The following is a 26,757-nucleotide window of genomic DNA, read 5'->3' as shown; positions in this document are numbered from 1 at the left end:
TCGCCATTGCCTGACGCGAATTATTAGTATCTTAGAGCGACTTATGATTATCAATAAAATTGCAGATGAACTTAGCGTTCAACCTTCGCAAGTAACTGCCGCTGTTAAACTTCTTGATGAAGGGTCTACCGTACCTTTTATCGCGCGCTACCGAAAAGAAGTGACACAAGGCCTTGATGACACACAGCTGCGTACCTTGGAGCAGCGCTTAACCTACCTGCGAGAGCTTGAAGAGCGCCGCGATGTAATCCTTAAATCTATCGAGGAACAGGGCAAACTAACCGACGAGCTTAAAAGCAGTATCACCAGTGCTGACAGCAAAACTACCTTGGAAGATTTATACTTACCGTACAAGCCCCGTCGACGCACTAAAGGCCAGATTGCTATTGAAGCAGGCCTTGAACCTCTCGCTGATACCTTATTCTCTACCCCAGATACCGATGCTGAAAGTGCAGCAAGCGAATACGTTAACGCTGATAGTGGCATTGCTGATACTAAAGCAGCGTTAGAAGGCGCCCGCTATATCTTAATGGAGCGCTTCGCCGAAGACGCTACACTGCTGGCAAAGGTGCGCAAGTACTTAACTGAAAATGCTTATGTAAAAAGCACGGTTGTAACAGGTAAAGAGCAAGAAGCCGCCAAATATAAAGACTATTTCGAACACAGTGAAAAGTACAAGAACGTACCATCTCACCGCGCGCTGGCGATGTTTAGAGGCCGCAACGAAGGCATGCTACACATTCAGCTAGAGGCCGACCCGCAGTCAGAAGACAACGGCCCGTCGCATTGCGAACATATTATTGCCAGCCATTACGATATTATGCACCGCGGCCGTGGTGCAGATGACTTCTTAGCTCAAGTTGTACAGTGGACGTGGAAAATCAAAATTGGTTTACACATGGAAACTGAGCTATTCAGCGCCCTTAGAGAACGCGCTGAAGAGGAGGCCATTGAGGTATTTGCTAAAAACTTAAACGACCTGTTGATGGCTGCGCCTGCAGGTGCAAAAACCACTATGGGTTTAGATCCAGGTTTGAGAACTGGCGTTAAGGTAGCGGTCGTAGACAGCACAGGAAAAGTGGTCGCAACCAACACCATTTTCCCGCATGCGCCACAAAACCAGTGGGATAAATCTATTCGCACGCTCACCACGTTGTGCAAGCAATACAAAGTAGATTTAATCAGCATTGGCAACGGTACTGGCTCGCGCGAGACAGACAAACTCGTTGGCGAAATGCTCAAGAACAACAGCGAGCTTACTGCACAAAAAATTATGGTCAGTGAAGCGGGTGCATCGGTGTATTCAGCCTCTGAGCTTGCTTCAAAAGAATTGCCTGACCTTGACGTGTCAATCCGCGGCGCAGTGTCTATCGCTCGACGCTTGCAAGACCCGCTGGCAGAGCTGGTTAAAATTGAACCTAAAGCTATTGGTGTAGGCCAATATCAGCATGACGTAAGCCAAAGCCAGTTAGGCAAGTCGCTAGACCGTGTTATTGAAGACTGTGTAAACGCCGTTGGCGTTGACTTAAACACTGCATCGCCCGCGCTGTTGAGCTACGTATCGGGCTTAAATAAAACCCTAGCGCATAACATTGTTAATTTCAGAGACACCAATGGTGCTTTCCCAGACCGTAAAGCGCTATTGAAAGTAGAACGTTTAGGGCCTAAAGCCTTTGAGCAAGCGGCGGGCTTCCTTCGCATTGTAAACGGCACCAACCCACTTGATGCCTCTGCGGTTCACCCAGAAGCATACCCAGTGGTAGATAAGATTGTTGATACTACCGCTGTTGCGGTTAACGACATCATCGGCAATACCGAGCTTCTAAAAAGCCTGTCGCCAGACACCTTTACCAGCGACGCATTCGGTTTGCCAACGGTTAAAGACATTCTAAAAGAGCTGGATAAACCAGGCCGCGATCCTCGTCCAGAGTTTAAAACTGCCGCGTTTAAAGAAGGCGTTGAAACCATTAACGACCTTAAACCAGGTATGATTTTAGAGGGCGTGGTAAGCAACGTGGCCAACTTTGGTGCGTTCGTTGATGTAGGTGTGCATCAAGATGGACTGGTGCATATTTCAGCACTGACTAACAAGTTTATCTCAGACCCTCGCGAGGTGGTCAAAGCGGGCGATATCGTTAAAGTAAAAGTGCTTGAAGTAGACGTACCGCGCAAGCGTATTTCCTTCACCATGCGCTTAGACGATACACCGAGTCAAAGCAATAATGCAGGCGGCAAACCAGCAGCAGGAAAACCACAAAGTAAAGGGGCTGGGCGTGCTAACGCAAAAGCAAACCCTCGTTCAAATCAGGGTGGCGGCAATCGCAATAGCCAACCTCAAAATAGCGCTATGGGAAACGCCTTTGCCGATGCCTTTGCTAAAGCGAAAAAGTAAACGGTAGCGCTTAACCATTACTTACTCTTGTTTACAAAAGGGCGTGTTAGTTCACTAACACGCCCTTTTCGTATCGCACTTCCATTTTAACTGCCGTTTTTGCTACATTAGTTTGTGTTACATTAGATGGGACGCATGGAAATTCATGCACCCTGATACTCTTGAATAAAAAGTGTCAAACTACAAAATACCGAAACAGTGAAAAGGTGTGGGTCACACCGAAACCGAAGTTCGTATGTTGTTAGCGTTTAGCGAGGCCGTTGACATGCTTTTAGTGCCTTAACGTTTAGCGAAGGTAATGTCGCTCATTTGACCACAGCCTTTTTCAAGGCAGCACTTTCGGACAACCGTAATGAGCTAAGGGCCACTAACCTTTGGTGTACGAGCGTAATCATCCAACTGTACAGCAAAGATTATCTGCCCTCATCAAAGGATGATTTTATGAACTCGCCTGTCTCAAAAAATATGCTGAATGTCAGCGCCGATTACCCCGACCTTCGGGATCGTTATTACCAACCTAATCTTACGCCACTTAAGCCTTTTATCGACCCGCCAGGCAATTTGGTTATTTTAGACCAAGGTAAAGAAGGGGCATGTACGGGCTTTGCATTGGCCGCTACCATTAATTTCATTTACCGTCAGCAAGGCCGAAAACATACAGTTAGCCCGTGGATGCTTTATGCCATGGCTAAACGTCATGATGAGTGGTTAGGTGAAGCGTATGAAGGCTCTAGCTGCCGCGGTGCAATTAAGGGGTGGTACAACAGTGGCGTATGTAACGAGTCACTAACTGAAGATATTAAGCACAGCAACGAATTTGAAATGACCCTAGCTATTGCTAACAATGCCAGCAATCACAGGCTAGGTGCGTACTACCGTATTGAACGAGAAATTAGCGATTTTCATGCGGCACTTAACGAAGTGGGCGTGATCTTTGTTTCTGCCAGAATTCATGAAGGCTGGAAAGATAGCGAAGGTGATGCAATAAATTTAAGGCCTGAACCCATGGGCGGCCACGCGTTTGCCATTGTTGGCTATAACGACGAAGGTTTTTGGATCCAAAACTCTTGGGGTACGAATTGGAAAAAGTCAGGGTTGGCACTTTGGCGGTACGACGACTGGGCGTTAAACGTTATGGATGCGTGGGTTGTTCAACTTGCGCTTCCTATTTCAGGCTCAGGGACTTACCATCAGGCTACGCGCTCTATTGCACAGGGTTTGTTTTCTCGCTCCACACCACGGGTGAGCATTCAAGATCACTTCATTCATTTCGACGACGGACACTTTGACACCAGAAGCAAATATTGGAGCAATAAAAACCACGTCGATGCCATTATTGAAAAACTTTCTGACAGTAACCATCGTCATGTAATGTTATATGCACACGGCGGCTTAAATAGCATAAAAGCTTCGGCTAAACGCATTGCAGCCATGAAAGACACCTTCCTTAAAAACGATATTTACCCCATTCACTTCATGTACGACACGGGTATGCTAGAAGAACTCAAAGATATTCTGGGCTTTAAGAATAAAGAGATTAGCAATAAAGTTGGGGCTTTCACTGATTATACCGACCGCATTCTGGAATGGGCGACGCGCAAAGTAGGTGGTGCACTTTGGCGTGAAATGAAATCAGATGCTTGCACGCCCTTTACCCGTACCACGTCCGATGGTACGTATTTTCTAACACAATTGGCCGCCTACTTGAAAGACAATTCAGATATTAAGCTGCATGTTGTAGGGCATTCTGCTGGCTCTATCTTTCATGCTCACAGCTTATCTAGACTGTGTAAAGTAGATGAAAGCATAAAGGTTAAAGGTCTACACTTATTGGCCCCAGCCATCAGCTACCCCTTGTTCAACGAAAAGCTCTCTGCGCTTATAGAAGGTAAACATATTGAATCGACTACGGTTTACAACTTATCTGAAGCGTTGGAAAAAGATGACCACGTGGCGCGCATTTACCAAAAGTCGTTGCTCTATTTGGTATCAAATGCGTTTGAATCCAAACCAGAGATGCCCTTATTAGGTATGGCTGTGTTTAATCAGCCGCTGCCTAGCGTGACGTTTAAGTACAGTGAGGGGAAAGAAGGTGATGCCACCGCCGCCACGTCCCACGGTGGCTTCGATAGCGACGTAGATACCATGAACTCGGTGCTTTCAGACATCACTGGCGGCTCACCTAAATATCCGTTTACAAAGGCAATACTGGATTATTAAAGCCTGCTAACTGGGAAGGATGTTGAATAAATGAAAGTACTTCTCTAATGGTTTAGCTAAGGTTGTGATGGGCTAAATCGTTGGAGTAACACGAGGCAGACAAGACTAATTACACGTTATCATGCTTGAAATGATAGACCCTCTCTAGACGGAGTGTAAGCTTGCAAATACGCATTTTGAATGCGGCCTATTCGAGCCTGCATAAAGTCAGCACCACTGGCCTCAACAGCTTGTTCAGAAGAAGCGTTTGCTAGTGTAGACTGAGCATCTAAAATAGTATTTACGTCAGCGCCTTTTGTTGAATTAGTGTCGATGTCCTGCTGGTCACTATCGTCAGCATCTGCAACTAGGTCGCTATCTGAAACACTTGTAGCACTATTCGTCGACGTTCCCTCAGCTGCGCCTTTGGCGATCTCACTACGGGCCTCTGTGGCTTTTTGAGAAGCCTCTGCAGCCACTTTTAAATCTTGTGATGATGGTTCAGCTGGGGCAAGAGCGGCTGCGCGCACCTGCTCCATTTTTTTCAGTGTTTCCTCAGGCGTTTTTTCTTCTGAAACATCAATAGACACTTCGCCATCGGTCACATAGCGTTTATTGTCAGGGCCTGTGGTGTATTCATATTGTGGTGCACCGGCGTACTGACCGCCTGTTGAAGCATGCGCTTGCTCGTGAACTCTTACTTCCTGATCCCGGGCTTTTAGCTGTTCAATTTCAGCCGCGTCTTGCTTCTCTTGTTGCTCTTGCTGCCTGTCTTTCGCGTCTTGTTTACCAGCACTCTCGTCTTGCGCATTGTCTTTCTCTTGCCCAAATACGTTTTGGAAGGCTGCTTGAAGCTCGGTTTGTATCTGTTGACGTTCATAGGTGACAGGAGCTGGCGGCTGGCCGGGGCTCTTCGCTTTATCGGCTTCTGACCCCAAGCCTTTTTGAGAAGCCCCTTGCTGGGAATCTGACGCTTGAGGAATAGTTTCACGCTGCACATTATCTCTACGTGCAGACTCTGTATTTATGTTCGCCGTGGGATAAGCAATGGCGTTAAGGATTGGTGTAACGATATTCACCGTAACTGTTCCACCTACGCAAGCACGTCTATGATGGTACCAAGCATCTCATCGGCAACACCTAATACTTTGGCAGAGGCTTGGGCATTACGTTCGTTTACATTGAGCGCAATTAAGTCGTCGGTGAGACGCGTGGAGGTAGACGTTGAATTCGATGACGTGTTTATTGTGTCGGTATTGGTCGCAATAGGTTGAGCGGGTGCTACCGCATCCTCAGCAGTTCGCTGAGCGATATTTGATGCTGCCTGCGAAATTCCGTCGCTGGCATTTTGTAAACCATATTGAGCCGCTGCAAATGCAGAGCCTGCACCTAAACCATCAACACTTGTCATACACTACCCCTAACCTCTCATGTGCAATTATTAACCAATTTCACACAAATGGAAAGACATGTATCACACCCTGTCATTAACTTATTGTAAGCAGGCGATTTTTATTAGGCTGTCAAAGATAAGAAAAGCTTCAAACAATCAGCAAGCCGCGGTTTGAAGCTTCATGTCATCGCTCTATTAAGACGCCTTTTGCTGATAAATGCCAGCGGCAAAGCGAAATAGAATGTCAGCAGTTTGCTGAGGATGTGAAATAAACGGCGCATGCGACGCATGAGGCAGAACAACGGTATCGGCCTGCGGATGTAGCTCACATATACGATCTATTCCGCTGGTCGGCACTAGACTATCTAACCTGCCATACAATCGTAACGTGGGTGTAGTTATTCGTCCCACGTCTTGGCGCATGTCTTCAGTAGACAATATGCGTAAACCTTTCTTAAGCGCTTCCTCGGCGGGATCTGGGAATTGGGTTACCTGTTCTCTGATCGCCTTAATATCCTGCTTTGCCGTTTCGCTGCCCATCGCTTGAATTGCCAAAAAACGTTCCAGTGTTTTCTGATAGTTCTTTTCAAGCTGAGTCTCGAACATTGAAAGTAAATCTGCAGCAATACCCGGCCAACAAGGCCCTGCTATAAATCGAGGTGTTGAAGCAATCGTTACCAGTCCGGTAAGTTTTTCTGGTGCTAACAGCGCTAACTTTTGCGCAACTAGGCCACCTAATGACCACCCAACCAACACACACTGGTTTGGAAGCTGGTTCACAATGGATTGAGCCAATGTTTCCACGTTATACGGTGACGGGACGAACTCTGCATTTTCCCCAAACCCAGGAAGATCTATGGTGGTGACGCGAAAATTATCGCTTAAATAAGGAATAAAGGATGTGAACGCTCCGCTGTTCATACCCCAACCATGAAGAAATACCACATCTACGCCTGTACCCTGAGTACGGGTGACAAGCTCGCCGTTTGTATGCAAACTTTCCATTTACACCTCCTTAGGCAGTCACGTGTTTTTGAGGCAACACGAAATAATGAAAACAGGTCGACGCTCGACAATTCAAGGAAGTTGATGGAATCAACACTATGAACCTTTCATGCTTGCTATGTTATCAGGCAAGTCCTACGCCAGTATGTCACTGGTGTGAAGATGACATATTTTTTTTCGATGCCACGTTGCACGGAAGTAACTTACTTCAATATGGCCCTGTGGCAGGCCACGTCAAGCATAGCCACTATGACGCGTTACGCGTTTTGGGACTTCATACGTGGCCAATGTCATCGCTGGTTCACCAGTTAAAGTTTACGCATTCCCTTACGGCAGGAAAAGTATTAAGTAACTGGTTTGTCCATAAAATGCGACAGTGCACTTTATCAGTGCCCAATGTGCTGCTTCCGGTGCCAATTAGTGCATGGCGACTTGCTACACGGCACTACAATCAGGCTACGCTTCTGTGTGAAAGCATAAGCAGTGAGCTGAATATTCCAGTTAACCAGTCGTGGGCCAAACGACGGGGCTTTAGCGTGCAGCATCACTTATCAAAAATGGCGAGAGCCGAAAACGCAAGCCGTGTATTCAGCCTATCGACGCAGTGTATCGATGATGAGATAGCGATAGCGCAAGGTAATAAAGATGGCTGCAACTTCAGCGTTGCAATTGTCGATGATGTACTCACCACCGGCGTGACCGTGAATACATTGAGTAAAAGGCTCAAAAAACGCTATCCAAATTTACACATTCAGGTGTGGGTAGCGGCATTTACGCCTCCGCCTAAAAGCAGTCTGTGTCAGAAAGCCTAGTGCTCAGAAGCGGTGATACTGAAAAGCGCGGCATTTCGCCGCGCGTTTCAAACTTATTTAGCGAATAAAGTGCGATTGGTAGATTGCATTAGCCAGCATCTTGTTCGTGCCATACCAGTACCCTCTAAACTGCGTATTGTCGGTAAAGCCAATGACAACGCCGCGACCCATTTTTTGAGTCGTCACAGCAGTTGATTCAGCCATTAGCGCAACCATTCGTTTGTCACTAAATCCAGCCATGAGAGGCTCATCAGTGTAGCGTGCAGGTGTTATAAAGGGTGAGCTACTGGCTTCCACTATCATATTATTGGTTTTAAACATGGGCAGTGTGTCGTCATCATAGCCGTAGAACAATGGATGAGTATTGTCGATATTGGCTTCAAACACAGCGCCAGCCACCAACTTTCTGGCGTACAACGATGCGCCATCTTTATAGCTGAGTTCGCTTTCATCGAACGCGTTATCAATACTCTCTCGACTAACAATTTCTACGTCTAACCATTTATGTTGAGCGAAATAACGCAACGCGGATTTCTGCCCCACGATCACGCCACCGGCTTTCACCCACTGTTCAATTTGAGTTCTTTCACTTTCGGTAAAGCGATATCCACCGCTAGGGAATAGAAGGTGCGTATAAGTAACGCTCGGATCATTAAGCGCGCTTGTCAGATGTTGTTGCTCAACAATACTGGCAGCCAGCCCCACTTTTGTGTCGAAATAGTGCCATATTTCACCTGCTTCGTATTCACTGGTGCCTTCGCCGCCCACTATTAACACCTTTGGCAAGGTAACAGGTGCCATGCTCCGGCTACCCAAATCGTGCCCTGTGGGTGTTAACCCACTGCGCAAACTAAATACAGGCACCTGAAGTTGCTGTTGCGCATCGCGCAAAATGGCCGCCAAGTTTTCTGGCTGACCCAGTCCTTTTGGTACAACTATGCTGCCAGGCTGTAGCTCAATGCTGTTGCCATCGTATTTAATAGCGGAAAACGCTTCTTCACTACTACGCACCTTAACGCCAGCTTCCAAAAGCGTTTGCAGCATGGCTGGCGCATAGTACTGCTGCCATGAAAACGCATACGCGTATGCGTCTGGGTGGATATCGTTAAGTGTTGGTTGTGCAAGTGCGGTGCTGTCGCTAAGTTTTAGGCTTCTCGCATCGCCCCTATCTAGAGGCGCGTAATCCAAATTGAAAGCCAAAGCCAAATTCCACGTTGATACATCGTAAAACGTGTTGTTCTCAAACGAGGTTTGGGTAGAGAAAATTGACTTTACTAAACGGTATTGAGGCTGGTTTGAAGGAATATAAATCGCGCGACCTGCACCATAGCGAACTTTGCTTACCTCAACATCTTTCGTTAACACCTCGTAATTAATATGATGCTGTTCAAGCAATGCAACAAATGCGTTAAAGCGAGCTGTGTCATTCGATGCACTAACAACAAAACCTACCTGCTCATCCTTTTCAGCCAGTGACTGTGTGCTCTTAACAAAACCCGATTGATAATCGAGAATAGCAGCCTTATTTGCCAATGCGCCTCTAAAAGTGCTTAAAGACGTAGTAATTTGATTTGCTATGGTGTCTTTAAAGGCCAGTTTGCCATTAATAGAGTCCTGAATGTGGCCCCGTGAGCTTGCTTGCTCAAAAAGAATACCCACACTGCCGTGTAAATCTGGATAGGTCGAGCCTTTGCCTGCGTAGAAATCGTCAAACGCTTCTTGGGTAAAATAGAGCTCCCCTTGCTCATCAAACGCGGCAGCGTGATACTGGGCAAGCGCTTCAGTTAGCGTTACGTTCTCATCAGGCGTCAGTGGATTTTTACGCGAGCGCACACCAGGCTGGAAAAAATAGGTGCTGTCTGTCCCCATCTCATGAAAATCGGTGAGTATATGTGGGCGCCATTTATGAAACTGTTTAATTCGCGCCTGCGACTCTGGGTGCGCCAGCAATAGCCAGTCGCGGTTTAAATCAAACCAGTAATGATTTGTTCTACCTGACGGCCACCCCTCATCGTGTTCACGGTGTCGACTGTCAGCAACCAGCTGCTTGCCCTTGTGCATATTTGCCCACTGAGCGAATCGAGAAAGTCCATCGGGGTTGAAAGACGGATCAAACAGCACAATATTATTATTCAACAAGGCATCAATTTCTTTACCTTCAGCCGCGGCCAAATAATAAGCCAACGCAAGTGAAGCATTGGTACCGGAAGGCTCGTTACCGTGAATACTGTAGCCCATGTAAAAGATAAGGGGAGCATCGCTACCTACTTTCTTGCCGCTTTCCATTGCATCAATGTGTTGCTGCCTCATCGCCTCAATATTGTTTCTATTTGAGGGCGCTGTGATTGTCAGTAACAGAAGTGGGCGGTTTTCGTGAGTACGGCCGGTTTCTTCAATGGTGATACGGTCAGACTTCTCGGCAAGTAGCTTCATATAATTGACGACTTGGTCGTGACGCACATGCCACTCGCCAATGTTGGCGCCTAGTATCGATTCAGGCGTGGGAATAGCTGGGTTGTAGGATACCGTGTCAGGTAAGTATGCTGTCACCGGCTGCCCGCCTACATCAGGTGCAATAGTAACTGTTGAAGCAGAGGCGGGTTGTGCTAATGATTTCTGACTGGCTGTTGCCCCAAAGGCGATGGTACCAAGGGCTAAAAATGAAACGAGTGAGAATGGATTCTTTTTGGCGGTGTAATGCAATTTCGCGAACATAGCGCTTCCCGTCTTGTTGTTATGGTTGAGAATAGTGGCAACGTGCACGCCTCTCAACAAATTCGATTCACTGGAATAATTTATTTAATTAATACCCGACTGTTTTACTCAGGTAAATTTGATACAATAATCCAAATTTCAAAATATGTAGGACTTGCTGATGATAACTATATCAGAAGAAGCCCAGGCTCACTTCGTAAAACTGTTGAGTAAACAAGAGTCTGGCACGAATATTCGTGTGTTCGTCGTAAATCCAGGCACTTCGTCGGCTGAGTGTGGCGTGTCCTATTGCCCACCAGACGCGGTTGAAGAGACGGATACCCGTTTGCCATTTAATGGTTTCGATGCGGTTGTAGATGAAGAAAGCGCGCCTTATTTAGAGGAAGCGGAAATTGACTACGTTACCGATCAAATGGGCTCACAGTTAACCCTAAAAGCACCTAACGCTAAAGCGCGTAAAGTGTCTGACGACGCACCATTAATTGAGCGAATCAACTATATGATTGAATCGGAAATCAATCCTCAGTTGGCGAGCCATGGTGGCAATGTTGTATTGACAGAACTGACTGACGACGGCTATGCCATACTCCAGTTCGGCGGCGGCTGTAATGGCTGCTCAATGGTAGACGTAACGCTTAAAGAAGGTATCGAGAAGCAAATGATCGAGCAATTCGCTGGCGAGCTCAAGGGCGTGCGCGATGCGACTGAGCACCAGGCGGGTGAGCACTCTTACTACTAAGCGTAATATTGCACTTGCCTAAGTGCATATCTCGATAACTATCTCATGCTAAAGCAAGACATTCACAAAAGCTGGCAACTATTCAAAATAGGTCTATCTATTTTCGTTGTCGGCGTCTTGCTGTTGTTTACCTTAAGTGAACTTCATATCACGCTGCATTACCTGAGCCTTCTTATATTATTTGTCGGTTTCGCTATCGCCATGTTGGGTTACTGGGGAATTTTTATTCAGCGCTTTTCTTTTATGAAAAACAAAAAGCCACCGCCTAAATTCTGATTACTTCCTGCTCTACGCCATACCTTCTTGCCCTATTCTTTATGTAAGCCAGTCGCTTGCACTCAGTTTTACCCATACGCCATACTCTACATTACGCAGCTGTCTCCCGTTTATTTATATTCGCCTAGCGCTCGTCTCGGGTTATAGGTAGATTAGAGGTTGCGCTAAGTGCCGAACAAAATAAAAGGGAGCTGTGGTGAATACAACAAAGAAGCTGGGCCTGCTTGGCGGAATGAGTTGGGAATCAACGGTCAGTTACTATCAAGCCATAAACCGTGGTGTAAACGCTCAACTTGGCGGCCTTCACAGCGCACCGCTGATAATAAGCAGCGTTGACTTTGCCCACATAGAGCAGCTTCAGCATAAAGGAGAATGGGATAAAACCGCCGATATACTGATCCGCGAGGCGAAGCACTTAGAAACTGCGGGTGCAAAAGCCATATTAATTTGTACCAATACCATGCACAAAGTAGCAGCTGACATAGAGCAGAAGATCACCATCCCACTTATTCACATTGCCGACGCTACGGGGTGCGTGTTGCAACAAGATAAGGTTAAGAAAGTTGGGCTATTGGGCACCCGCTTCACCATGGAACAAACCTTTTATACATCCCGCCTTAAAGAGATTTTTGGCATTGAGGTTGTTACTCCAAATGCCCAACAACGAGACACGGTTCATAACATTATTTATGAACAATTATGCAAGGGCGTGATTTGTGTTGAATCCCGTAACGCGTATATTGACATTATAAATGAACTGGCGGCCGAGGGTGCTGAAGGCATCATTTTAGGCTGCACAGAAATTGCCTTATTAGTTCAACAACATCACACCAAAGTTAAGTTATACGATACTACCGCTATCCATGCTTCAGCTGCGGTAGATTTTGCATTAGCTCCCCAAAGCGTTAGCAAAGGGTAAGTAGCGAAACACATATAACCTAACTTTGATAAAAGGGAATTGGCCCTACTATTTTCAGAGGACACAGCTATGTTTAGCCACGTAATGATTGGTGCGAACGACCTTGAAGCATCAAAGAAATTCTACGATGCTATTTTAGGAGTATTAGGATACGAGCCAGGCGTTTTTGATGAATATGGACGGGTATTTTACTACACGCCTAAAGGTATTTTAGCGCTAACAAAGCCGATTAACGGAGAGGCTGCCACACACGGTAATGGCACCACGCTCGGCCTTGCCGCTCGAACACCAGACATCGTTGATGAATGGCATAAAGTAGGAAGCGAGAATGGGGGCGTGCCATGCGAGGACCCACCGGGTATTCGAGGCAATGGGGAACGCCAACTGTATCTTGCTTATCTGCGTGACCCAGCGGGCAACAAGCTCTGTGCCACGCACATCGTAAGAAAATAGCTGTAGTGCTGCCTGCTTAAATGATCACGCTCTTTTTGCAGGCTATTCACTTTTAGCTGTCTATTTGGCCCAAAGCCCTTTGAATAATAGCGCTTTGAGCAATAGCGTTTTCCGTAATGCCTAGTTAAGTCTACATATAAGCCCTAACCAAACAAAACTGCATAGGTGTTGCTGTCTGGCCGCTCAATATCCTAAACGGGTTTCGCCTTTTCTCTTCTTTGCACTTTGCACTATACATTGCTGCTAGATGAATTAACCTTGAACCAGTAAAAGCGCAGCTAACAGAGGGAATATGACACCTGAAGAAACTGGCAAGGCCTACGACACCATTACACACCTTTGGACTCGTCCTGAATTTAATCAGACAAATGGGTTAACCGCCTACCAAAAAGCATTGTCATTTTTAGCGGACACCCCATCACAAGAGCCTGATACGGTGCCTAGCGAAGCGCTTGATAAGGGAGAAGCGCTTGGTAAGGGAGAAGCGAGCAATAAAGACAAACCAAAGAAACGAGGTTACGCACTAGACATAGGTTGCGGATGCACCAATCGTTTTGTGCCGATTATCGAAAGTGCAGGGCTAACTTACGAAGGCATTGATGTTTCCAAAGATATGCTGGCCATTGCGACGTCCCAATTACCCGCTCATACCTTCTATTGCGCCGACGTGTGTACATTCACTATCCCCAAGCACTATTCGTTTATTAGTGCTTGGGATAGCTTTTGGCATATTCCCCTAACGCAGCAAGAGCCTTTGCTTAAGAAGCTAGTGGATCACTTAGACGATGACGGAGTGTTGCTTTTTAGCTGTGGGGGTACAGATGAAAGCGGCCAACACACAAACGAAGTGATGGGCCCAGAAGTCTACTACGCCTCGCTGGGGCTACATAGATACATAGAAATATTGATAGAAGCAGGCGGGTTTGTTCGTCACGTTGAATTCGATCAGCACCCTGAACTACACACTATTATCATTGTGCAAAAAAGAACCGCGCAAAAAACACAGTAGCAAAAAAAATAATACTGAATGATGCCCTAGAAAAACTGAGAGAGTCACCGTGCTCAGCACGCCTTCCCTAAGTAAGGTCAGCGAAGCGTTATAAAACACTAGCTTTGCGGTGTCGCTAGCTCACCGCGTTTATCTAAACGATAAAAGCTCCAGGCCAATGTCACACCGCGAGCGAGTAAAAAGGCAAGGAGAGCATACCAAAGGCTGACGTTACCGTGATCTTGCGTGAGATACCAAACGGGGAAATACACCCCTAACGCACTTATTATCATGGTATTTCTCATTGCGCTGGCTCGGGTAAGACCAACAAATACGCCATCGTACAAAAAACACCAATGCGCTAATAGAGGAAGTAATACCATTAGACCAAGATAAGGTAGCGCAGCTTTTACAATGTCACTATGCTCGGTAAGCAGCGTGATAATAGCCTCACCGCCAGCGAAAAATATCAAGCTATAAATAAGGGCAAAAATACTCGACCAGACTAACCCTTGGTAGGTGCGTCGTTTCACTTCGCTGCTGTCAGACGCCCCCTTGGCTTCACCCACCAGCGCTTCCACACCATAGGCTATGCCATCAAGTCCCAATGCAATAAGAACAAAGAACTGCATGAGTATGGCATTGACGGCCGCCGACGTTTCGCCGTAACGGGCACCTTGAATGGTGAGAAACGCTAAGCAGCCCTGTAATGCTAAGTTGCGCAATAGCATGTCACCATTAAGTTTCATCAGTACCTTCCGAGCTGCACGGTTAAACCACGATGCACTCACCGCGACACCGCCGACGCGCTTAAACGCCACCGCTAGCGCCATTATAGCCATGGTATACTCAGCGATAACACTGGCCAGCGCCACGCCAGCTACAGACAAACCAAGCCCGAACACAAACACTACATCGAGTCCCGCATTCAATAAATTTCCCACAATTTGAATAGCCATGACGCTGCGCGTTTTTTGCTGCCCTACTAACCATCCAACTAATGCCAGATTAAGCATGGCAGCTGGTGCGCCCCATACCCGCGTCGAAAAGTAGTCTTGAAGATGCAGGGCAACTTCACTGTTTGGCTGAGTTAAAGCTAAGCCTATAGACAAGATAGGAGATTGAAGAGCGAGTACCACAGCCCCCAACACTAGAGCAACCGCCACCGTTTGCCACAGCACTTTTGCTGACTCTAATGTATTGTTCGGTGAGCCTTTAGCTTGTGCACTCAAGCCTGTTGATGACATGCGAAGAAACCCGCACACCCAGTATATTTGCGTTAAGATAAGTGCGCCCACCGAAGCCCCTGCAAGCATGGCTGGTAAAGACATGTGTCCCAAAACCGCGGTATCCACCAAACCTAATAGAGGCGTAGTAATATTCGCTAAGATCATGGGAAGCGCTAACGCCAACAGACGGGAATGGTCGTCAAAAAAGGAGCGCTGAGTTAGTTGAGCAGGGGACATAAATGATCTCAGTAGGGGTTAATTTCGCTATATACTATCAACCTATGCAGCGGCATAAGTGAAATGCGTACCAGCTTGACCATGTATAAGATTGGCCAAGTCGCATTATTTGGAGTTTACCATGCTATTGAATTTGATTAGGCACTCAGTGGATGATGATATGAAAACCAACAATGTAATTCAAAATAGAATGACGAGTCGTACGCGTTTGAAGATCTTATCTTCAATGCTTGCGGGAATTTTCAATGTTTTGTTGGTCTCACCTAGCATTGCTTCAGGCTCAGATGCAAACCCTGTTGCTGATGCGACTTCCACTACAAAGGAACAAAGTGGTAGTAACATCGACTCTAGTGTGAGCACCACGCCTAACGCCGCCATTTTGCTTTATCACCATGTGTCGTCTTCAACACCAGCCAGTACCAGTATTTCGCCTGAAGCCTTTAAATCGCACATGGAATACTTGGACGCACACCACACTGTTGTTTCGCTTCAGGACGTTGTTTCTGCGATACAACACAACACTACACTGCCAGGAAATGCGGTTGCGATTACGTTTGACGATGGCTACGCAAACATTTTAGACAATGCTCACCCAATACTGGCTGACCTAGGTTTTCCCTATACCGTGTTTATCAACCCTGATGAAATTGGCGTAGGTCCTAAGCAGCTAACATGGGAGCAAGTTATTGCTATGCATAACGATGGCGTTGTTTTTGCCAACCACACGCTAGACCACCTTCATATGCTAAACGGTGAGCAAGCAATGGGCGAGCGCGCATGGCTGGAGAAAGTTTGGCAGAACGTAGAGAGTGCTGAAAAGAAGATTGAAGATAAATTGGATATTAGCCTTAAATATTTAGCGTACCCGTTTGGTGAATACAACACGGCGCTCGCTAATAAGCTCAAAGCGGAAGGTTACATAGGATTCGGGCAGCATTCCGGGGCTGTGGGCCCATCTAGCGACATGCAGGCACTACCGCGCTTCCCCGCGGCCGGTCCTTACGCCAATTTGGCAACGCTAAAGACCAAGCTTAATAGTCTTGCCATGCCAGTGACGCAAAGTTCACATAAAGACCCTCGTATGACAGCGCGAAACCTGTCATCGCCCATTAGTTTAACGATAGACAGTGACGATGTTCGCCTTACACAAGTAAATTGTTTTTTCGGCGGCGACCCTATAGAGACTAGCCTAGAAGAAAATGTGCTTACGTTTACCCTTGATGAAACGCTTCCAGTAGGACGTTCACGTGTGAATTGTACAGCACCGTCTAATGCGCAATCAGGGCGTTATTATTGGTACTCTACGCCCTTCTTTGTGGCAGATGAGAACGGCAATTACCCAGACTAGGGCATGTCGATAAGGCACATCTATGCTTGAGCGCGAGCGCATATCGATTGGGCTCGCGCTTACATAAGGAAACGTTTACCTATACAGGTTTAGAAAATCGAATAAAACCTTTATTTATCGACTCTTCCACAAAACTATGGCGCTGATAGAAACGAATGGCTGGCACGTTCGACACTTCAACATCTAGTACCACTTTACGTTTGTTCAGTTTTTCTGCTCGCGCGCGCATAGCATCTACCAGTATCGTTCCCACGCCCGTTCGACGGGCACTTTCTTCAACAGAGAGATGGCCTATCATGAGTTCGGTATTAGTAGGCGGCGTAAGATTGATGGCCACGGTCTGATTGCGCATGAGCACCGTCATAGCCTCATCGAGGGTAAAGTACGATGTGATGCTATCAAGGGTTGCCCTATCAAATGTTGCACCAAGTTTGCTGTGCCAAGAGGTCACAACACCGAGTACTTCGTCGCCGCTACACGCCACCCAATGATTCTTAAAGCCATATTGCCCGCCACCGAGCTCCCATGCATGAGACAGGTAGCCCTCAGCTGTTTTATTTTTATTTTGTCCAAAAATAGACGTTAACAAAGACTGCGCCGCATTCAATATAAGCGGCGTAGTTTGCGCAGCATCAGATGCCACACCTTGCCTTATTTTGATTTCCATATTACTGCTTCGAGATTATTATTGGCATATCAGCCAATATTTGCTGGGAATCACTTATCGATAGCTTTCCTGGCTCTCTTTTTGGTTTGAATCTTCCTATCACCCTAGCTTCAGGGTCGACAAGTACGACAGATGCACTGTGATCAACTAAATAGTTGGGGTTATCGGTACTTTCAGCAATGGCATACATCATTCCTAAATTACGTACAAACGGGAATAGCGCCTTGTGCTCTCCAGTTACGGCAATGAACTCCTCATTAAAATAGCTCACATACTCTGAAAGCCTTTCAATTGAATCGCGATTTGGATCAACGGATACAAAAACAATTCGAATAGGTTCGACACTATTTAATGCTTTTAGTTCAGGATATATACCGTTCAATTCAGCCATGGTAGTTGGGCAAATATCGGGGCAGAAGGTATAGCCCACAAATACTAAGCTCCACTGCCCTTCAAGCGACGAATTATCAAACACTTCACCTTCATGAGATGTAAGTGAAAACGGTGATAATGCTCTCGGCTCTGGGTAAGTCTGAAAGTATTCAGGCTGACTTTCAACATTTGGGGGCGCGATATACAGCGCCCCTACGATGCCTGCACATAGCGCTAAAAATGCAACAAGGCCGACGGTAGTTCGTTGATTCATAAACTCAGTGGTATGTAGTGATCTAAGAGTAATACGACAAACAATACCATGAGATGAATAATTGAAAACCTAAAAGTTTTCATTGCAGTTTGTGGCTCTGCATCGAATTTTAACTTTAAGGCATAGTATAAAAACCCAATGTTAAGCACACTTGAGCCAATCAAATAAATGAGATCGCTCATGCCTGTAAGGTAGGGCAGCAAACATACAAGCCCCAACAATACTGTATACAGCAACACTGACGTTTTCGTAAATGACACACCGTGGGTTACCGGCAGCATGGGCACCTTCGCTTTGGCGTAATCTTTTTCTCTATGAATAGCGAGCGCCCAAAAATGCGGCGGCGTCCAGGTAAAGATAATCAGCACTAAAAGCAGGGCATGGGCATGTATTTCCCCTGTAACCGCGGTCCAACCTAGAAGCGGTGGAGCAGCCCCTGCTAAACCGCCAATCACGATGTTTTGCGGTGTCGCTCGCTTTAAATACATCGTGTAGATAAACGCGTAGCCTACTAGACTTGCTAAGGTTAACCACGCGGTTAGCATATTCACAAAAAGAGCTAACACTACAAATCCAACCACACCTAAAACGCCTGCAAACCACAGCGCGTTGTTTACGCTAACCTTGCCTTTTGCGACGGGGCGATTAAAAGTACGCGCCATCACACTATCTATCTTATGGTCGACAACGTGATTAATAACGGCAGCAGACGCAGACAACATACCAATACCCAATAAGCCACAGATAAGTACGGTTGCGTTTACCCACGAAGGCGTAGCTAAACACATGCCTACTAACGCGGTTAACAGCAACAACATGACGACATTAGGCTTCGTCATTTCATAGTAATCTCGCCACGTGACTACATTATGCTGACGTGAAGTACGCGCATGTAAAGAGACCGATTTAGCCATGGAAACCTCCTGGAGCTTTAGGGAGAATATGAGAAGACGTTGACGCGTTTAAAGGGTCGTGCAAAGGCGCTTCGTGGATGCTAAATGCACCTGCACCCTGCAGTGGTTTCGAACCTGAGAATGAGCCTGTATTTCGTTTTTCTGTACCGAAGACGTTATCGTTTTCTAGTGCCAAGAATACGGTAAAAATGAGGTTGAGTAGGGAGAGAAGTAACACAGCAGCGACCGCGTTATGCATTACAGCGACAGCCAGCGGCAGCATAAAGATAATGTTACTAAGTCCTAATGCCACTTGCGTGCACAATGCTACCAACATAAACGCACCCACATATTTTTGTTTACTTGTGGTGTAGCGGCTTACCAACACACTTATACCTAGTGCTAGTAAGTATAAAAACGTGATGACCGCGCCGAACCTATGCACTATGTGCATGGTAACTCGTTCGCCGTAATCGTGAGCACCAAACTCATAGTTGTCTGCATCAGGCACACTGAATGCACCTGCCAAATCAATTCTTTCCTGCCAACCGCTTTCACAGACCGGCATTTCCGTACAGGCCAACGCAGCATAATTGGCAGAAGTCCATCCACCAAGAGCAATCTGGGTAACAAGCACGCCAAGCCCAATGAAGGCGAAAAGTTTAAGGTTTCGCTGAAAAACTTTGGCTTGAGGTAAGTCGGTAATATCCTGATCATGCATAGCTGACGCTATGGGCGCTTGTTTAATTTTCGATGCATCGCCTGCGGTGTTGCGCAAGCGGAGGTAGAGAATAAACAGGCAAGAGAGTACAGAGAAGCCCCCCAGCAAATGCCCCATAACTACGACGGGAAGCAGATTGAGCGTCACGGTCCACATACCAAGTGCTGCCTGGAAGATAATAAGCCCAAGCAGTAACAGAGGTAATTTAACGGGCGTGCCTTTGTCGCGCTGCCGAATAGCAATAATGGCAATAGCCAGAACACACAGCCCCAGCGTTCCTGCAAAATAGCGGTGAATCATTTCATTCCACGCCTTAAATGCCTCAACTGGACGTTCAGGAAAAGCGGCGTTAGCTTGTGCCACTTTTTCCTCACTCAAAGGCACGGTTAGGTTACCGTAGCATCCAGGCCAGTCGGGACATCCTAGCCCAGCGTCGGTCAAACGCGTATACGCACCGAGAATAATAACGACCGCTGCCAGAAAAATACTGAATAGGGTTAATTTTTTCATGGCCGTTATCCTATACGCGATAATTTAAGGAGCTTTCTCATATCTGCCAGCATGTTGCGGCTTTCCATCACGGCGTCTTTTCTATCGTCTTTAATGTCGTAAAAGAGCATGGCGTTATTTTGCGTATCAACAATGTAAACACTGCTAGAGGCAAGCGCCGTTGGTGTAGTAACGGGTAAGGTTTCGACAAAAGGGTAGTCTTTTAGCGCGGCTATCGCAGTTTGGTCGCTTGAAGCGGTAGTAACGACCACTGCTTGAGCACGGTCCGATTCTTTACCTAGCGCAAGCCACACTTGGTTAATGCTAAAAAGTGCGTTCTCGCACACTGCGTCACATTTACTTGGCATCACATACAACAAACGCCATTTAGGTTCCGCGTTTTCTAAAAGCGCACTCATGTCGATGGTCGGCGCGAGCAGCTGACCTTTATTTGTCGCGCCTTTAGTAAACCAATCGTTATCAAGTGCGAGCTTTGCCAAAACAACAGGTAAAACAAACACGGCTACCATAATAATTAATGTTTTTTTCGAAGCAGCATTACTCATAACTACGTCCTTTCTTACTAATTGCAAAGCCGCCAATGGCTGCAGCGGCAATAGCTAAACCAAACCATTGAACTGCATAGCCAAGGTGCTTTTCAGGAGACATTACGACGGCCTGATGTTCACGAATAAACGCGGGGTCAGGCGTGGTAAGGTGAAGAATAAAGGGTAAAAGTTTGCGCTCTAAGGCGTTGCTTAGTGCAGGGAATTCTATGTGTTGTACCAGCGCGGGGCTTTGCGACAAAGCCATGTTGGTTTCTTTCACTAAGGGGTTGTTACCCGGCACGCTAAGCACGCCGATTAATTCGCGCGTTTGGCTTGTAAAACTTATATCCGGTAGCGTGCGCGTTAAGTCTGGCGCAGGCACCCAGCCAAAGTTAACCAAGAGCCACCCGACATTGGTATTTACCGGTACGATGACATCGAACCCCACCCGCTGATTGTGAATCTGATTATCTAATAGCAACACATGGTTGGCGTCTATTGCGCCGCTGAACGATACGGTAATATCCCGAGGTTCATCATGAGACAACGCCTCTTCTAAACTCAAGGTTCCATTACTTTGCTTTTGCGCTATGCTAGCTAAGCGTTGTTGCTTTTGGACCATGCGATCAAGTTGCCAGTACCCTAAACCGCACATAATCGCCACACTAAAGCCCGTGAGTAACCAAGGAATAACGTGGCGAGTGCGAGAAAACATGATTATTTCGCACCATGCAAAATTAGAATAAAAACAGAGGTGAATATGTTGATAAAAATAGTCCTTGTTGCGTTAGTGCTGTACATGATTGTGAACTTGTTCATGGCGATGCGAATCATGATGAAAAACGACACATCAAAAGGGCCTATGAGTAAGTACATTGGTCGACGCGTGCTCACTTCTGCCGTCATTGTTATTATTATTCTTATCGCTATTGGTACCGGTTTAATTACCCCAAACCCAAGGCCTTACTGAGTTTGGGGATTCCTTTTAAAGTACGTAAACAAAGATGTAGAGCATGACCCACACTACATCTACAAAGTGCCAGTACCAGCTCCCCGCCTGAAACGCGAAGTGGTTTTCAGGCGTGAAATGGCCTTTCAAGACCCTAAAAAACAGTACAATTAGAATGATGGTGCCAAGGGTCACATGCATGCCGTGAAACCCTGTGAGCATAAAGAAGGTGTTGCCGTAAATGCCTGACTGAAGCGTAAGCCCCAAGTCGCGATACGCATGTATGTACTCTTCTACCTGTAGGAACAAGAACCCACATCCAAGTAAGATAGTGATACCCAGCATTAGGGTTAGCTGTTTGCGTTTGTTTTGCTCTAATCCCACATGAGCGAAGTGCAGTGTAATAGATGAGATAAGCAAGATAACCGTATTGATTGTGGGCAAACCCGCAGCACTCATTTCCTGTGTGGTAGTGCCGCCTGGGGTTGACACCAGCGGCCACATGGCCTCAAAGGTTGGCCATAAGACCTCATTGGTCATAGCGTTATTCGATGCGCCGCCCAGCCACGGAACGGAAATAAATCTCGCGTAGTAGAGGGCGCCGAAAAACGCAGCGAAAAACATCACCTCTGAAAAGATAAACCAGCTCATACCTTGTCGATATGAACGCCCCAGCTGATCGCTGTAAAGCCCTGCCATAGATTCGTCTATTTGATTTTTAAACCAACCTACAAGCATAACGAGCAATACTGCTATCCCCGCTAAAAGGATATGACCGCCATAGCCTGTTTCACCTTTGGTTGCTTGCACCACATAATTGCCCGCACCTACGGCGATAAGAAATAGAGCAACGGCCCCTACGATGGGCCATGGACTTTGTGCGGGTACATAATATTTTTGGTATTCGTGATTCTGTACTTCGGGTTGCATTTTCTTCTCCTTACCCCTTCGGCCTATTCGCCATTTGATGGTGTTGAAGCCATAAAGGGATTCGGTGTTGTCGTTAGGTCACTGGCTCGCGCTGTGACGTCATAGAGTGTGTACTGCAAGGTAAAAAACGTAATTTCTTCAGGTAGCTGAGGGTCTACATAAAACTGCATGGGCATATAGGCTTCACTACCCGCATCTAATGGCTGCTGATTGAAGCAGAAGCATTCAGTCTTGTTCAGGTACAGTGCTGCCGTTCCGGGGGATACAGAGGGAATGGCCTGAGCTACGATATTGCTTGATGCAGGGTTTCTCACATAAAACGACACCGTATTAAGTTCGCCAGGATGCACTTTCACGCGCTTGGTTTCAGCACGAAACTCCCACGGCATACCGGTATTTGTGCGAGTAATAAACTCGACGGTCACTTCTCGCGACTCATCAATCTCAACCGATTGATAAACCGCAGCCGTGCCTTCGGTTTTTCCGTTAATTCCCGTAACGTCGCAAAATACGTCGTACAAGGGAACAAGGGCAAAGCCGAAGCCAAACATGCCAATGACAATAGCAACAAGTTTAATAACCATCTTGTTGTTTGCGCTTTGCTGTGACATCACGTGACCTCCGGGTAAATCCATAGATGAAGGTTGGTAAACGCTTGCTTAGTCGTTTATCTCCCTCACCACCTGCAATGTGTGAATGTCATTCCCATCGGCTTTTGCCGGTTCAAAGGAATGACCTATTCACAACTCCACCTACCGTTACTTAACGACAGGTGGCGTTTCAAACGTGTGATAAGGAGCGGGTGATGGAATTTCCCATTCCAATCCTTCTGCGCCGTCCCAAACTTGCGCTGATACCGGCTCACCTTGCTTTTTGCATGCCTTGATAAGCAGGGCAAGAAAGATGAGCTGAGATAAACCGAATGCAAAACCACCCAGGCTTATCCATTTATTAAAATCAGCGAACTGCAATGCATAGTCAGGAATACGGCGTGGCATACCAGCCAAACCCACAAAGTGCATAGGGAAGAACAACACATTGACCGATACCAATGAGCACCAGAAATGCCATTTAGCTAAGGTTGTGTCATACATTTTTCCCGTCCATTTAGGCAACCAGTAATACACCGCAGCCATGATGGAAAAAACCGCGCCAGTTACCAGTACATAGTGGAAATGGGCTACAACGAAGTAAGTGTCGTGATATTGGAAGTCCACGGGCGTGATCGCCAACATTAGCCCTGACAACCCACCAATGGTGAACAGCACAATAAAGGCAATAGCGAACATCATTGGCATTTCGAAGCTCAGTGAGCCGCGCCACATGGTCGCCACCCAGTTAAACACTTTTACACCAGTAGGCACCGAGATAAGCATGGTGGCAAACATGAAAAACATTTCCATGTACACCGGCATGCCCGTGGTGAACATATGGTGAGCCCATACAACAAAAGAGAGCAGCGCAATCGACGCCGTGGCGTACACCATAGATGCGTATCCAAACAGCTGCTTTCGAGAGAAGGTAGGAACAATTTGCGAGATAATGCCGAAAGCGGGCAAGATCATAATGTACACTTCAGGGTGCCCGAAGAACCAGAAAATATGCTGGAACATAACCGGGTCGCCGCCACCAGCAGCATCAAAAAAGCTCGTGCCAAAGAACTTATCAGTTAACACCATGGTAACCGCACCGGCGAGCACTGGCATTACCGCAATCAGCAAGAATGCCGTGATAAGCCACGTCCATACAAACAGCGGCATTTTCATCCAGGTCATGCCTGGCGCACGCATGTTAAAGATGGTCACAATCACGTTAATCGCACCCATAATGGATGAAATACCCATGATGTGAACAGAGAACACAAACAACGCTGTCGAATCGCCACTGTAAGTCGTTGAAAGGGGCGCGTAGAAAGTCCATCCAAAAGCAGGGCCGCCGCCTTCCATAAAGAGCGAGCTCAATAGAATGAGAAAGGCGCCTGGTAAAATCCAGAAGCTCCAGTTATTCATGCGCGGTAACGCCATGTCAGGGGCGCCGATCATCATGGGAATAAGCCAGTTTGCGAGCCCAGTAAAGGCTGGCATTACTGCACCAAATACCATGATAAGCCCGTGTACCGTAGTCATTTGGTTAAAGAAGTTTGGTTCTACAATTTGTAGACCGGGTTGGAATAGTTCAGCGCGGATCACCATGGCCATCGCACCACCAACTAAAAACATAATAAAGGCAAACCACAGGTAAAGTGTGCCTATGTCTTTGTGGTTAGTGGTAAACAACCAACGCGTTATCCCTTTAGGAATATGATCGTGGTGTTCATGGTCATCATGTAGGTGACCGTCATTTACTTGACCACTGTGAGGCGCAGAGGTATCTGGCGAAATAACTTCAGTTGCTTTGCTCATTGTCTGCTCCTAGTTTCCGTTTGCCACTGCGTTGACATCTTTGGCTTGAACCATATCGCCAGTTTTATTGCCCCAGGCATTTCGCTCGTAAGTGACTACGGCGGCAATTTCCTTAAGACTTAGCATTTTTCCAAACGCTTGCATGGCTGTTCCTGACTTTCCATGCAGCACGATGTCAATGTGACCTTGCTGATCTTCTAGTGCCATCTTGCTGCCTTTTAATGCCGGGAACACGCCAGGTAAACCTTCACCATTTGGCATATGGCAAGCAGCGCACGTTGCGTTGTATACTCGCTCGCCCTCTTTCATCAGTTCATCCATAGACATATTCATAGAAAGTAGACGCTGCTCTTCTTCTTTTGCTTTACGAACAATCTCTTCTTGTTCGCCCATCCACTTTTCAAACTCGGCGGGTTCTTTAGCAATTACCACAACCGGCATATAGCCATGGTCTTTACCACAAAGCTCTGCGCACTGTCCGCGATAAATACCCGGCTCATTCACCTTGGCCCAAGACTCGTTAATAAAGCCGGGGTTGGCATCTTTTTTCACGGCAAAGTCAGGAACCCACCAAGAGTGGATAACGTCGTCAGAAGTAATAAGAAAGCGTACTTTTTTCCCAGTAGGAATAACCAAGGGACGGTCGACTTCCAGCAGGTAGTTATCTGTTTTCTGAAATTTGTTTTCTATCTGCTCGCGCTGAGTGGCGAGTAAAGAATAAAACTCTACATCGCTATCCATGTACTTGTAGTGCCATTTCCATTGAGAGCCTGTTACTAACACCGTCATGTCAGGCTCAGACGTGTCTTCCATAGCAATTAGAGTATTCGCTGCGGGTACCGCCATGAAAATAAGAATAAGGAAAGGAATAACGGTCCAAGCAATTTCGACCTTCACGTTTTCGTGAAAATTAGCTGGCTTGGCACCACGGGACTTTCTATGTAGATACATTGAGGCGAACATCACGCCAAAAACTACAACCGCGATACCTACACAAATGAAGAACATCAACATATGGAGGTCGTATACCTGCCCACTGATGTCGGTAGCACCGCGTCTCAAATTAAGCGAAGAGGCTTCTTCGCTTGCTTCTTGCGCAAAAAGCAAAGGGGAAAAAAGCAAAATTGGTATACTAGAACACCATTTTGCGAAAACGGTCGTTAGTTGTTTCACTCAGCACCTCCGTAATGGCGTGGTCAAAGACGCTGATTAATTTGCGCGATGCCCTACCAAATGGTTTGCGAACGATTGACCCATAACCTCAACTTGTAAAACAAATTTAGAGTCATTGTTATTATTTTGTTAATCTCTGTATAAGAATTGCGCAATAATGTCGTGCCGTCTAGTCTTTTCTATTAAAAATTTAACGAAGTGGTTAATTTTTAATCATTTACTAAAATGGTCGCGGGGGATTTCACGTGCAAAAAGAGAAAGCCATTGCTGTGGGATGCCCTTGGAATCAAACAGGCATTTTGAACACGGGGTTAAAGTAAATGCTCGACTAACTAGTTAAGAAATCAATAAGTAATCGATTACTCAATGTCGATTTCAAACAAAATTCAAAATAAAAAATGGAAAATACTTGAAGCATTCATAGAAAGAATAACGTGAGTAATGATAAAAATAAGCGCGCAGAAAACCAACAAGTTTGCTGGGCAGGATAAAACCTAAGTTGGCAGATTGAAGAAAAAAACAGGAACAAAAGACATAAAAATGTATGGTCCGCCTCGTTATTGCAACAATAAATGTCGATAACGGGGTTGGTTATGCGCTAATGTATTCGGAGTCTGATTAGGTGCTTTCGCAA

Annotated in this window: 24 protein-coding genes; 9 read left to right on the top strand and 15 right to left on the bottom strand. The window is 46.4% G+C overall.

Annotated elements, in window-relative coordinates; translation table 11 throughout:
• The first annotated feature begins 43 nt into the window (after nt 1-43).
• Both F0261_RS11295 and F0261_RS11290 read left to right on the top strand, forming a co-directional pair.
• A complete protein-coding gene (locus tag F0261_RS11295; protein WP_171338017.1) occupies nt 44-2,392 on the top strand; it encodes a Tex family protein in 2,349 nt (782 codons plus the stop codon).
• Between the two features lie 441 nt (nt 2,393-2,833).
• Entirely contained in the window at nt 2,834-4,612 is a 1,779-nt protein-coding gene (locus tag F0261_RS11290) for a C1 family peptidase (RefSeq protein ID WP_171338016.1), read from the top strand.
• A 119-nt stretch (nt 4,613-4,731) separates the two neighbouring features.
• Here the strand turns inward: F0261_RS11290 and F0261_RS11285 are convergent, their stop codons facing one another.
• From F0261_RS11285 to bioH, 3 genes are all read right to left on the bottom strand, one after another.
• Nucleotides 4,732-5,670: a putative metalloprotease CJM1_0395 family protein gene (locus tag F0261_RS11285; RefSeq protein ID WP_171338015.1), complete on the bottom strand. Its 939-nt coding sequence runs from the start codon at nt 5,668-5,670 to the stop codon at nt 4,732-4,734.
• Between the two features lie 14 nt (nt 5,671-5,684).
• A complete protein-coding gene (locus F0261_RS11280) occupies nt 5,685-6,002 on the bottom strand; it encodes a hypothetical protein (protein ID WP_039221417.1) in 318 nt (105 codons plus the stop codon).
• Between the two features lie 177 nt (nt 6,003-6,179).
• A complete protein-coding gene (gene bioH / locus F0261_RS11275) occupies nt 6,180-6,989 on the bottom strand; it encodes a pimeloyl-ACP methyl ester esterase BioH (protein ID WP_039221412.1) in 810 nt (269 codons plus the stop codon).
• Between the two features lie 98 nt (nt 6,990-7,087).
• On the opposite strand from bioH, the gene F0261_RS11270 reads away from it, so the two are divergent.
• Nucleotides 7,088-7,801, top strand: a complete 714-nt coding sequence (locus F0261_RS11270) for a ComF family protein (protein ID WP_039221410.1) — start codon at nt 7,088-7,090, stop codon at nt 7,799-7,801.
• 57 nt (nt 7,802-7,858) lie between these two features.
• On the opposite strand, the gene F0261_RS11265 is transcribed toward F0261_RS11270, so the two are convergent.
• A complete protein-coding gene (locus F0261_RS11265) occupies nt 7,859-10,516 on the bottom strand; it encodes a M14 family zinc carboxypeptidase (RefSeq protein WP_171338014.1) in 2,658 nt (885 codons plus the stop codon).
• A gap of 160 nt (nt 10,517-10,676) precedes the next feature.
• Here F0261_RS11265 and nfuA point away from each other — a divergent pair, with 160 nt between their 5' ends.
• The 4 genes from nfuA to F0261_RS11245 all read left to right on the top strand — a co-directional run bounded on the left by nfuA (nt 10,677) and on the right by F0261_RS11245 (nt 13,912).
• Nucleotides 10,677-11,255, top strand: a complete 579-nt coding sequence (gene nfuA / locus F0261_RS11260; RefSeq protein WP_039221404.1) for a Fe-S biogenesis protein NfuA — start codon at nt 10,677-10,679, stop codon at nt 11,253-11,255.
• Nucleotides 11,256-11,727: 472 nt separating this feature from the next.
• A complete protein-coding gene (locus F0261_RS11255; RefSeq protein WP_171338013.1) occupies nt 11,728-12,450 on the top strand; it encodes an amino acid racemase in 723 nt (240 codons plus the stop codon).
• Nucleotides 12,451-12,519: 69 nt separating this feature from the next.
• Nucleotides 12,520-12,903 carry a VOC family protein gene (locus F0261_RS11250; protein ID WP_014951372.1) on the top strand — a complete coding sequence of 128 codons (384 nt, stop codon included), beginning with the start codon at nt 12,520-12,522 and terminating at the stop codon, nt 12,901-12,903.
• A 292-nt stretch (nt 12,904-13,195) separates the two neighbouring features.
• Complete coding sequence (locus F0261_RS11245; protein ID WP_171338012.1) at nt 13,196-13,912, top strand: class I SAM-dependent methyltransferase; 717 nt, start codon at nt 13,196-13,198, stop codon at nt 13,910-13,912.
• Between the two features lie 98 nt (nt 13,913-14,010).
• On the opposite strand, the gene F0261_RS11240 is transcribed toward F0261_RS11245, so the two are convergent.
• Nucleotides 14,011-15,357, bottom strand: coding sequence for an MATE family efflux transporter (locus tag F0261_RS11240; protein ID WP_171338011.1), 1,347 nt, complete (start codon nt 15,355-15,357; stop codon nt 14,011-14,013).
• 121 nt (nt 15,358-15,478) lie between these two features.
• Here F0261_RS11240 and F0261_RS11235 point away from each other — a divergent pair, with 121 nt between their 5' ends.
• Nucleotides 15,479-16,705: a polysaccharide deacetylase family protein gene (locus F0261_RS11235; protein WP_171338010.1), complete on the top strand. Its 1,227-nt coding sequence runs from the start codon at nt 15,479-15,481 to the stop codon at nt 16,703-16,705.
• A gap of 79 nt (nt 16,706-16,784) precedes the next feature.
• On the opposite strand, the gene F0261_RS11230 is transcribed toward F0261_RS11235, so the two are convergent.
• The 6 genes from F0261_RS11230 to F0261_RS11205 are packed head-to-tail and all read right to left on the bottom strand — an operon-like array spanning nt 16,785 to nt 21,384.
• Nucleotides 16,785-17,372, bottom strand: a complete 588-nt coding sequence (locus tag F0261_RS11230; RefSeq protein WP_171338009.1) for a GNAT family N-acetyltransferase — start codon at nt 17,370-17,372, stop codon at nt 16,785-16,787.
• Nucleotide 17,373: 1 nt separating this feature from the next.
• Nucleotides 17,374-18,018 carry an SCO family protein gene (locus tag F0261_RS11225; protein ID WP_014977801.1) on the bottom strand — a complete coding sequence of 215 codons (645 nt, stop codon included), beginning with the start codon at nt 18,016-18,018 and terminating at the stop codon, nt 17,374-17,376.
• Entirely contained in the window at nt 18,015-18,932 is a 918-nt protein-coding gene (gene cyoE, locus F0261_RS11220) for a heme o synthase (protein WP_014980735.1), read from the bottom strand. The genes F0261_RS11225 and cyoE overlap by 4 nt, the downstream gene beginning before the upstream one ends.
• The gene (locus tag F0261_RS11215) at nt 18,925-20,142 is read right to left on the bottom strand and encodes a heme A synthase (protein ID WP_171338008.1); all 1,218 of its coding nucleotides are present in this window, start codon (nt 20,140-20,142) and stop codon (nt 18,925-18,927) included. The genes cyoE and F0261_RS11215 overlap by 8 nt, the downstream gene beginning before the upstream one ends.
• Nucleotides 20,143-20,147: 5 nt before the next feature.
• Entirely contained in the window at nt 20,148-20,687 is a 540-nt protein-coding gene (locus tag F0261_RS11210) for a hypothetical protein (RefSeq protein ID WP_171338007.1), read from the bottom strand.
• Nucleotides 20,680-21,384 (bottom strand): SURF1 family protein, encoded by a 705-nt coding sequence (locus F0261_RS11205; RefSeq protein ID WP_171338006.1) that lies wholly within the window; start codon nt 21,382-21,384, stop codon nt 20,680-20,682. Before F0261_RS11205 ends, F0261_RS11210 begins: the two co-directional genes overlap by 8 nt.
• 45 nt (nt 21,385-21,429) lie before the next feature.
• Between F0261_RS11205 and F0261_RS11200 the strand changes: the two genes are divergently transcribed.
• On the top strand, nt 21,430-21,639 hold the full coding sequence (locus tag F0261_RS11200) for a DUF2909 domain-containing protein (RefSeq protein ID WP_039221374.1): 210 nt from the start codon (nt 21,430-21,432) through the stop codon (nt 21,637-21,639).
• A 15-nt stretch (nt 21,640-21,654) separates the two neighbouring features.
• On the opposite strand, the gene F0261_RS11195 is transcribed toward F0261_RS11200, so the two are convergent.
• The 4 genes from F0261_RS11195 to coxB all read right to left on the bottom strand — a co-directional run bounded on the left by F0261_RS11195 (nt 21,655) and on the right by coxB (nt 26,123).
• Nucleotides 21,655-22,548 carry a cytochrome c oxidase subunit 3 gene (locus F0261_RS11195; RefSeq protein ID WP_014951383.1) on the bottom strand — a complete coding sequence of 298 codons (894 nt, stop codon included), beginning with the start codon at nt 22,546-22,548 and terminating at the stop codon, nt 21,655-21,657.
• 23 nt (nt 22,549-22,571) lie between these two features.
• On the bottom strand, nt 22,572-23,159 hold the full coding sequence (locus tag F0261_RS11190) for a cytochrome c oxidase assembly protein (RefSeq protein ID WP_014951384.1): 588 nt from the start codon (nt 23,157-23,159) through the stop codon (nt 22,572-22,574).
• A 147-nt stretch (nt 23,160-23,306) separates the two neighbouring features.
• Nucleotides 23,307-24,950, bottom strand: coding sequence for a cytochrome c oxidase subunit I (gene ctaD, locus F0261_RS11185; RefSeq protein ID WP_171338005.1), 1,644 nt, complete (start codon nt 24,948-24,950; stop codon nt 23,307-23,309).
• 9 nt (nt 24,951-24,959) lie between these two features.
• Nucleotides 24,960-26,123, bottom strand: coding sequence for a cytochrome c oxidase subunit II (gene coxB / locus F0261_RS11180; RefSeq protein WP_014951386.1), 1,164 nt, complete (start codon nt 26,121-26,123; stop codon nt 24,960-24,962).
• Nucleotides 26,124-26,757: the final 634 nt, after the last annotated feature.

The organism is Alteromonas sp. 07-89-2 (genome assembly GCF_013113925.1).
Classification (GTDB): domain Bacteria; phylum Pseudomonadota; class Gammaproteobacteria; order Enterobacterales; family Alteromonadaceae; genus Alteromonas; species Alteromonas macleodii.
This window is presented reverse-complemented; position numbering and strand designations above follow the sequence as displayed.

Bases quoted from the DNA above. Each gene is read 5' to 3' on its own strand.
- F0261_RS11195 (WP_014951383.1), bottom strand. From the start codon at position 22,548: ATGCAACCCGAAGTACAGAATCACGAATACCAAAAATATTATGTACCC.
- bioH (WP_039221412.1), bottom strand. From the start codon at position 6,989: ATGGAAAGTTTGCATACAAACGGCGAGCTTGTCACCCGTACTCAGGGT.
- F0261_RS11270 (WP_039221410.1), top strand. From the start codon at position 7,088: ATGAACCTTTCATGCTTGCTATGTTATCAGGCAAGTCCTACGCCAGTA.
- F0261_RS11230 (WP_171338009.1), bottom strand. From the start codon at position 17,372: ATGGAAATCAAAATAAGGCAAGGTGTGGCATCTGATGCTGCGCAAACT.
- F0261_RS11295 (WP_171338017.1), top strand. From the start codon at position 44: ATGATTATCAATAAAATTGCAGATGAACTTAGCGTTCAACCTTCGCAA.
- F0261_RS11235 (WP_171338010.1), top strand. From the start codon at position 15,479: ATGCTATTGAATTTGATTAGGCACTCAGTGGATGATGATATGAAAACC.
- F0261_RS11250 (WP_014951372.1), top strand. From the start codon at position 12,520: ATGTTTAGCCACGTAATGATTGGTGCGAACGACCTTGAAGCATCAAAG.
- cyoE (WP_014980735.1), bottom strand. From the start codon at position 18,932: ATGGCTAAATCGGTCTCTTTACATGCGCGTACTTCACGTCAGCATAAT.
- F0261_RS11200 (WP_039221374.1), top strand. From the start codon at position 21,430: ATGTTGATAAAAATAGTCCTTGTTGCGTTAGTGCTGTACATGATTGTG.
- F0261_RS11290 (WP_171338016.1), top strand. From the start codon at position 2,834: ATGAACTCGCCTGTCTCAAAAAATATGCTGAATGTCAGCGCCGATTAC.
- F0261_RS11225 (WP_014977801.1), bottom strand. From the start codon at position 18,018: ATGAATCAACGAACTACCGTCGGCCTTGTTGCATTTTTAGCGCTATGT.
- F0261_RS11265 (WP_171338014.1), bottom strand. From the start codon at position 10,516: ATGTTCGCGAAATTGCATTACACCGCCAAAAAGAATCCATTCTCACTC.
- F0261_RS11205 (WP_171338006.1), bottom strand. From the start codon at position 21,384: ATGTTTTCTCGCACTCGCCACGTTATTCCTTGGTTACTCACGGGCTTT.
- F0261_RS11245 (WP_171338012.1), top strand. From the start codon at position 13,196: ATGACACCTGAAGAAACTGGCAAGGCCTACGACACCATTACACACCTT.
- F0261_RS11280 (WP_039221417.1), bottom strand. From the start codon at position 6,002: ATGACAAGTGTTGATGGTTTAGGTGCAGGCTCTGCATTTGCAGCGGCT.
- F0261_RS11210 (WP_171338007.1), bottom strand. From the start codon at position 20,687: ATGAGTAATGCTGCTTCGAAAAAAACATTAATTATTATGGTAGCCGTG.
- F0261_RS11240 (WP_171338011.1), bottom strand. From the start codon at position 15,357: ATGTCCCCTGCTCAACTAACTCAGCGCTCCTTTTTTGACGACCATTCC.
- ctaD (WP_171338005.1), bottom strand. From the start codon at position 24,950: ATGAGCAAAGCAACTGAAGTTATTTCGCCAGATACCTCTGCGCCTCAC.
- nfuA (WP_039221404.1), top strand. From the start codon at position 10,677: ATGATAACTATATCAGAAGAAGCCCAGGCTCACTTCGTAAAACTGTTG.
- F0261_RS11215 (WP_171338008.1), bottom strand. From the start codon at position 20,142: ATGAAAAAATTAACCCTATTCAGTATTTTTCTGGCAGCGGTCGTTATT.
- F0261_RS11190 (WP_014951384.1), bottom strand. From the start codon at position 23,159: ATGTCACAGCAAAGCGCAAACAACAAGATGGTTATTAAACTTGTTGCT.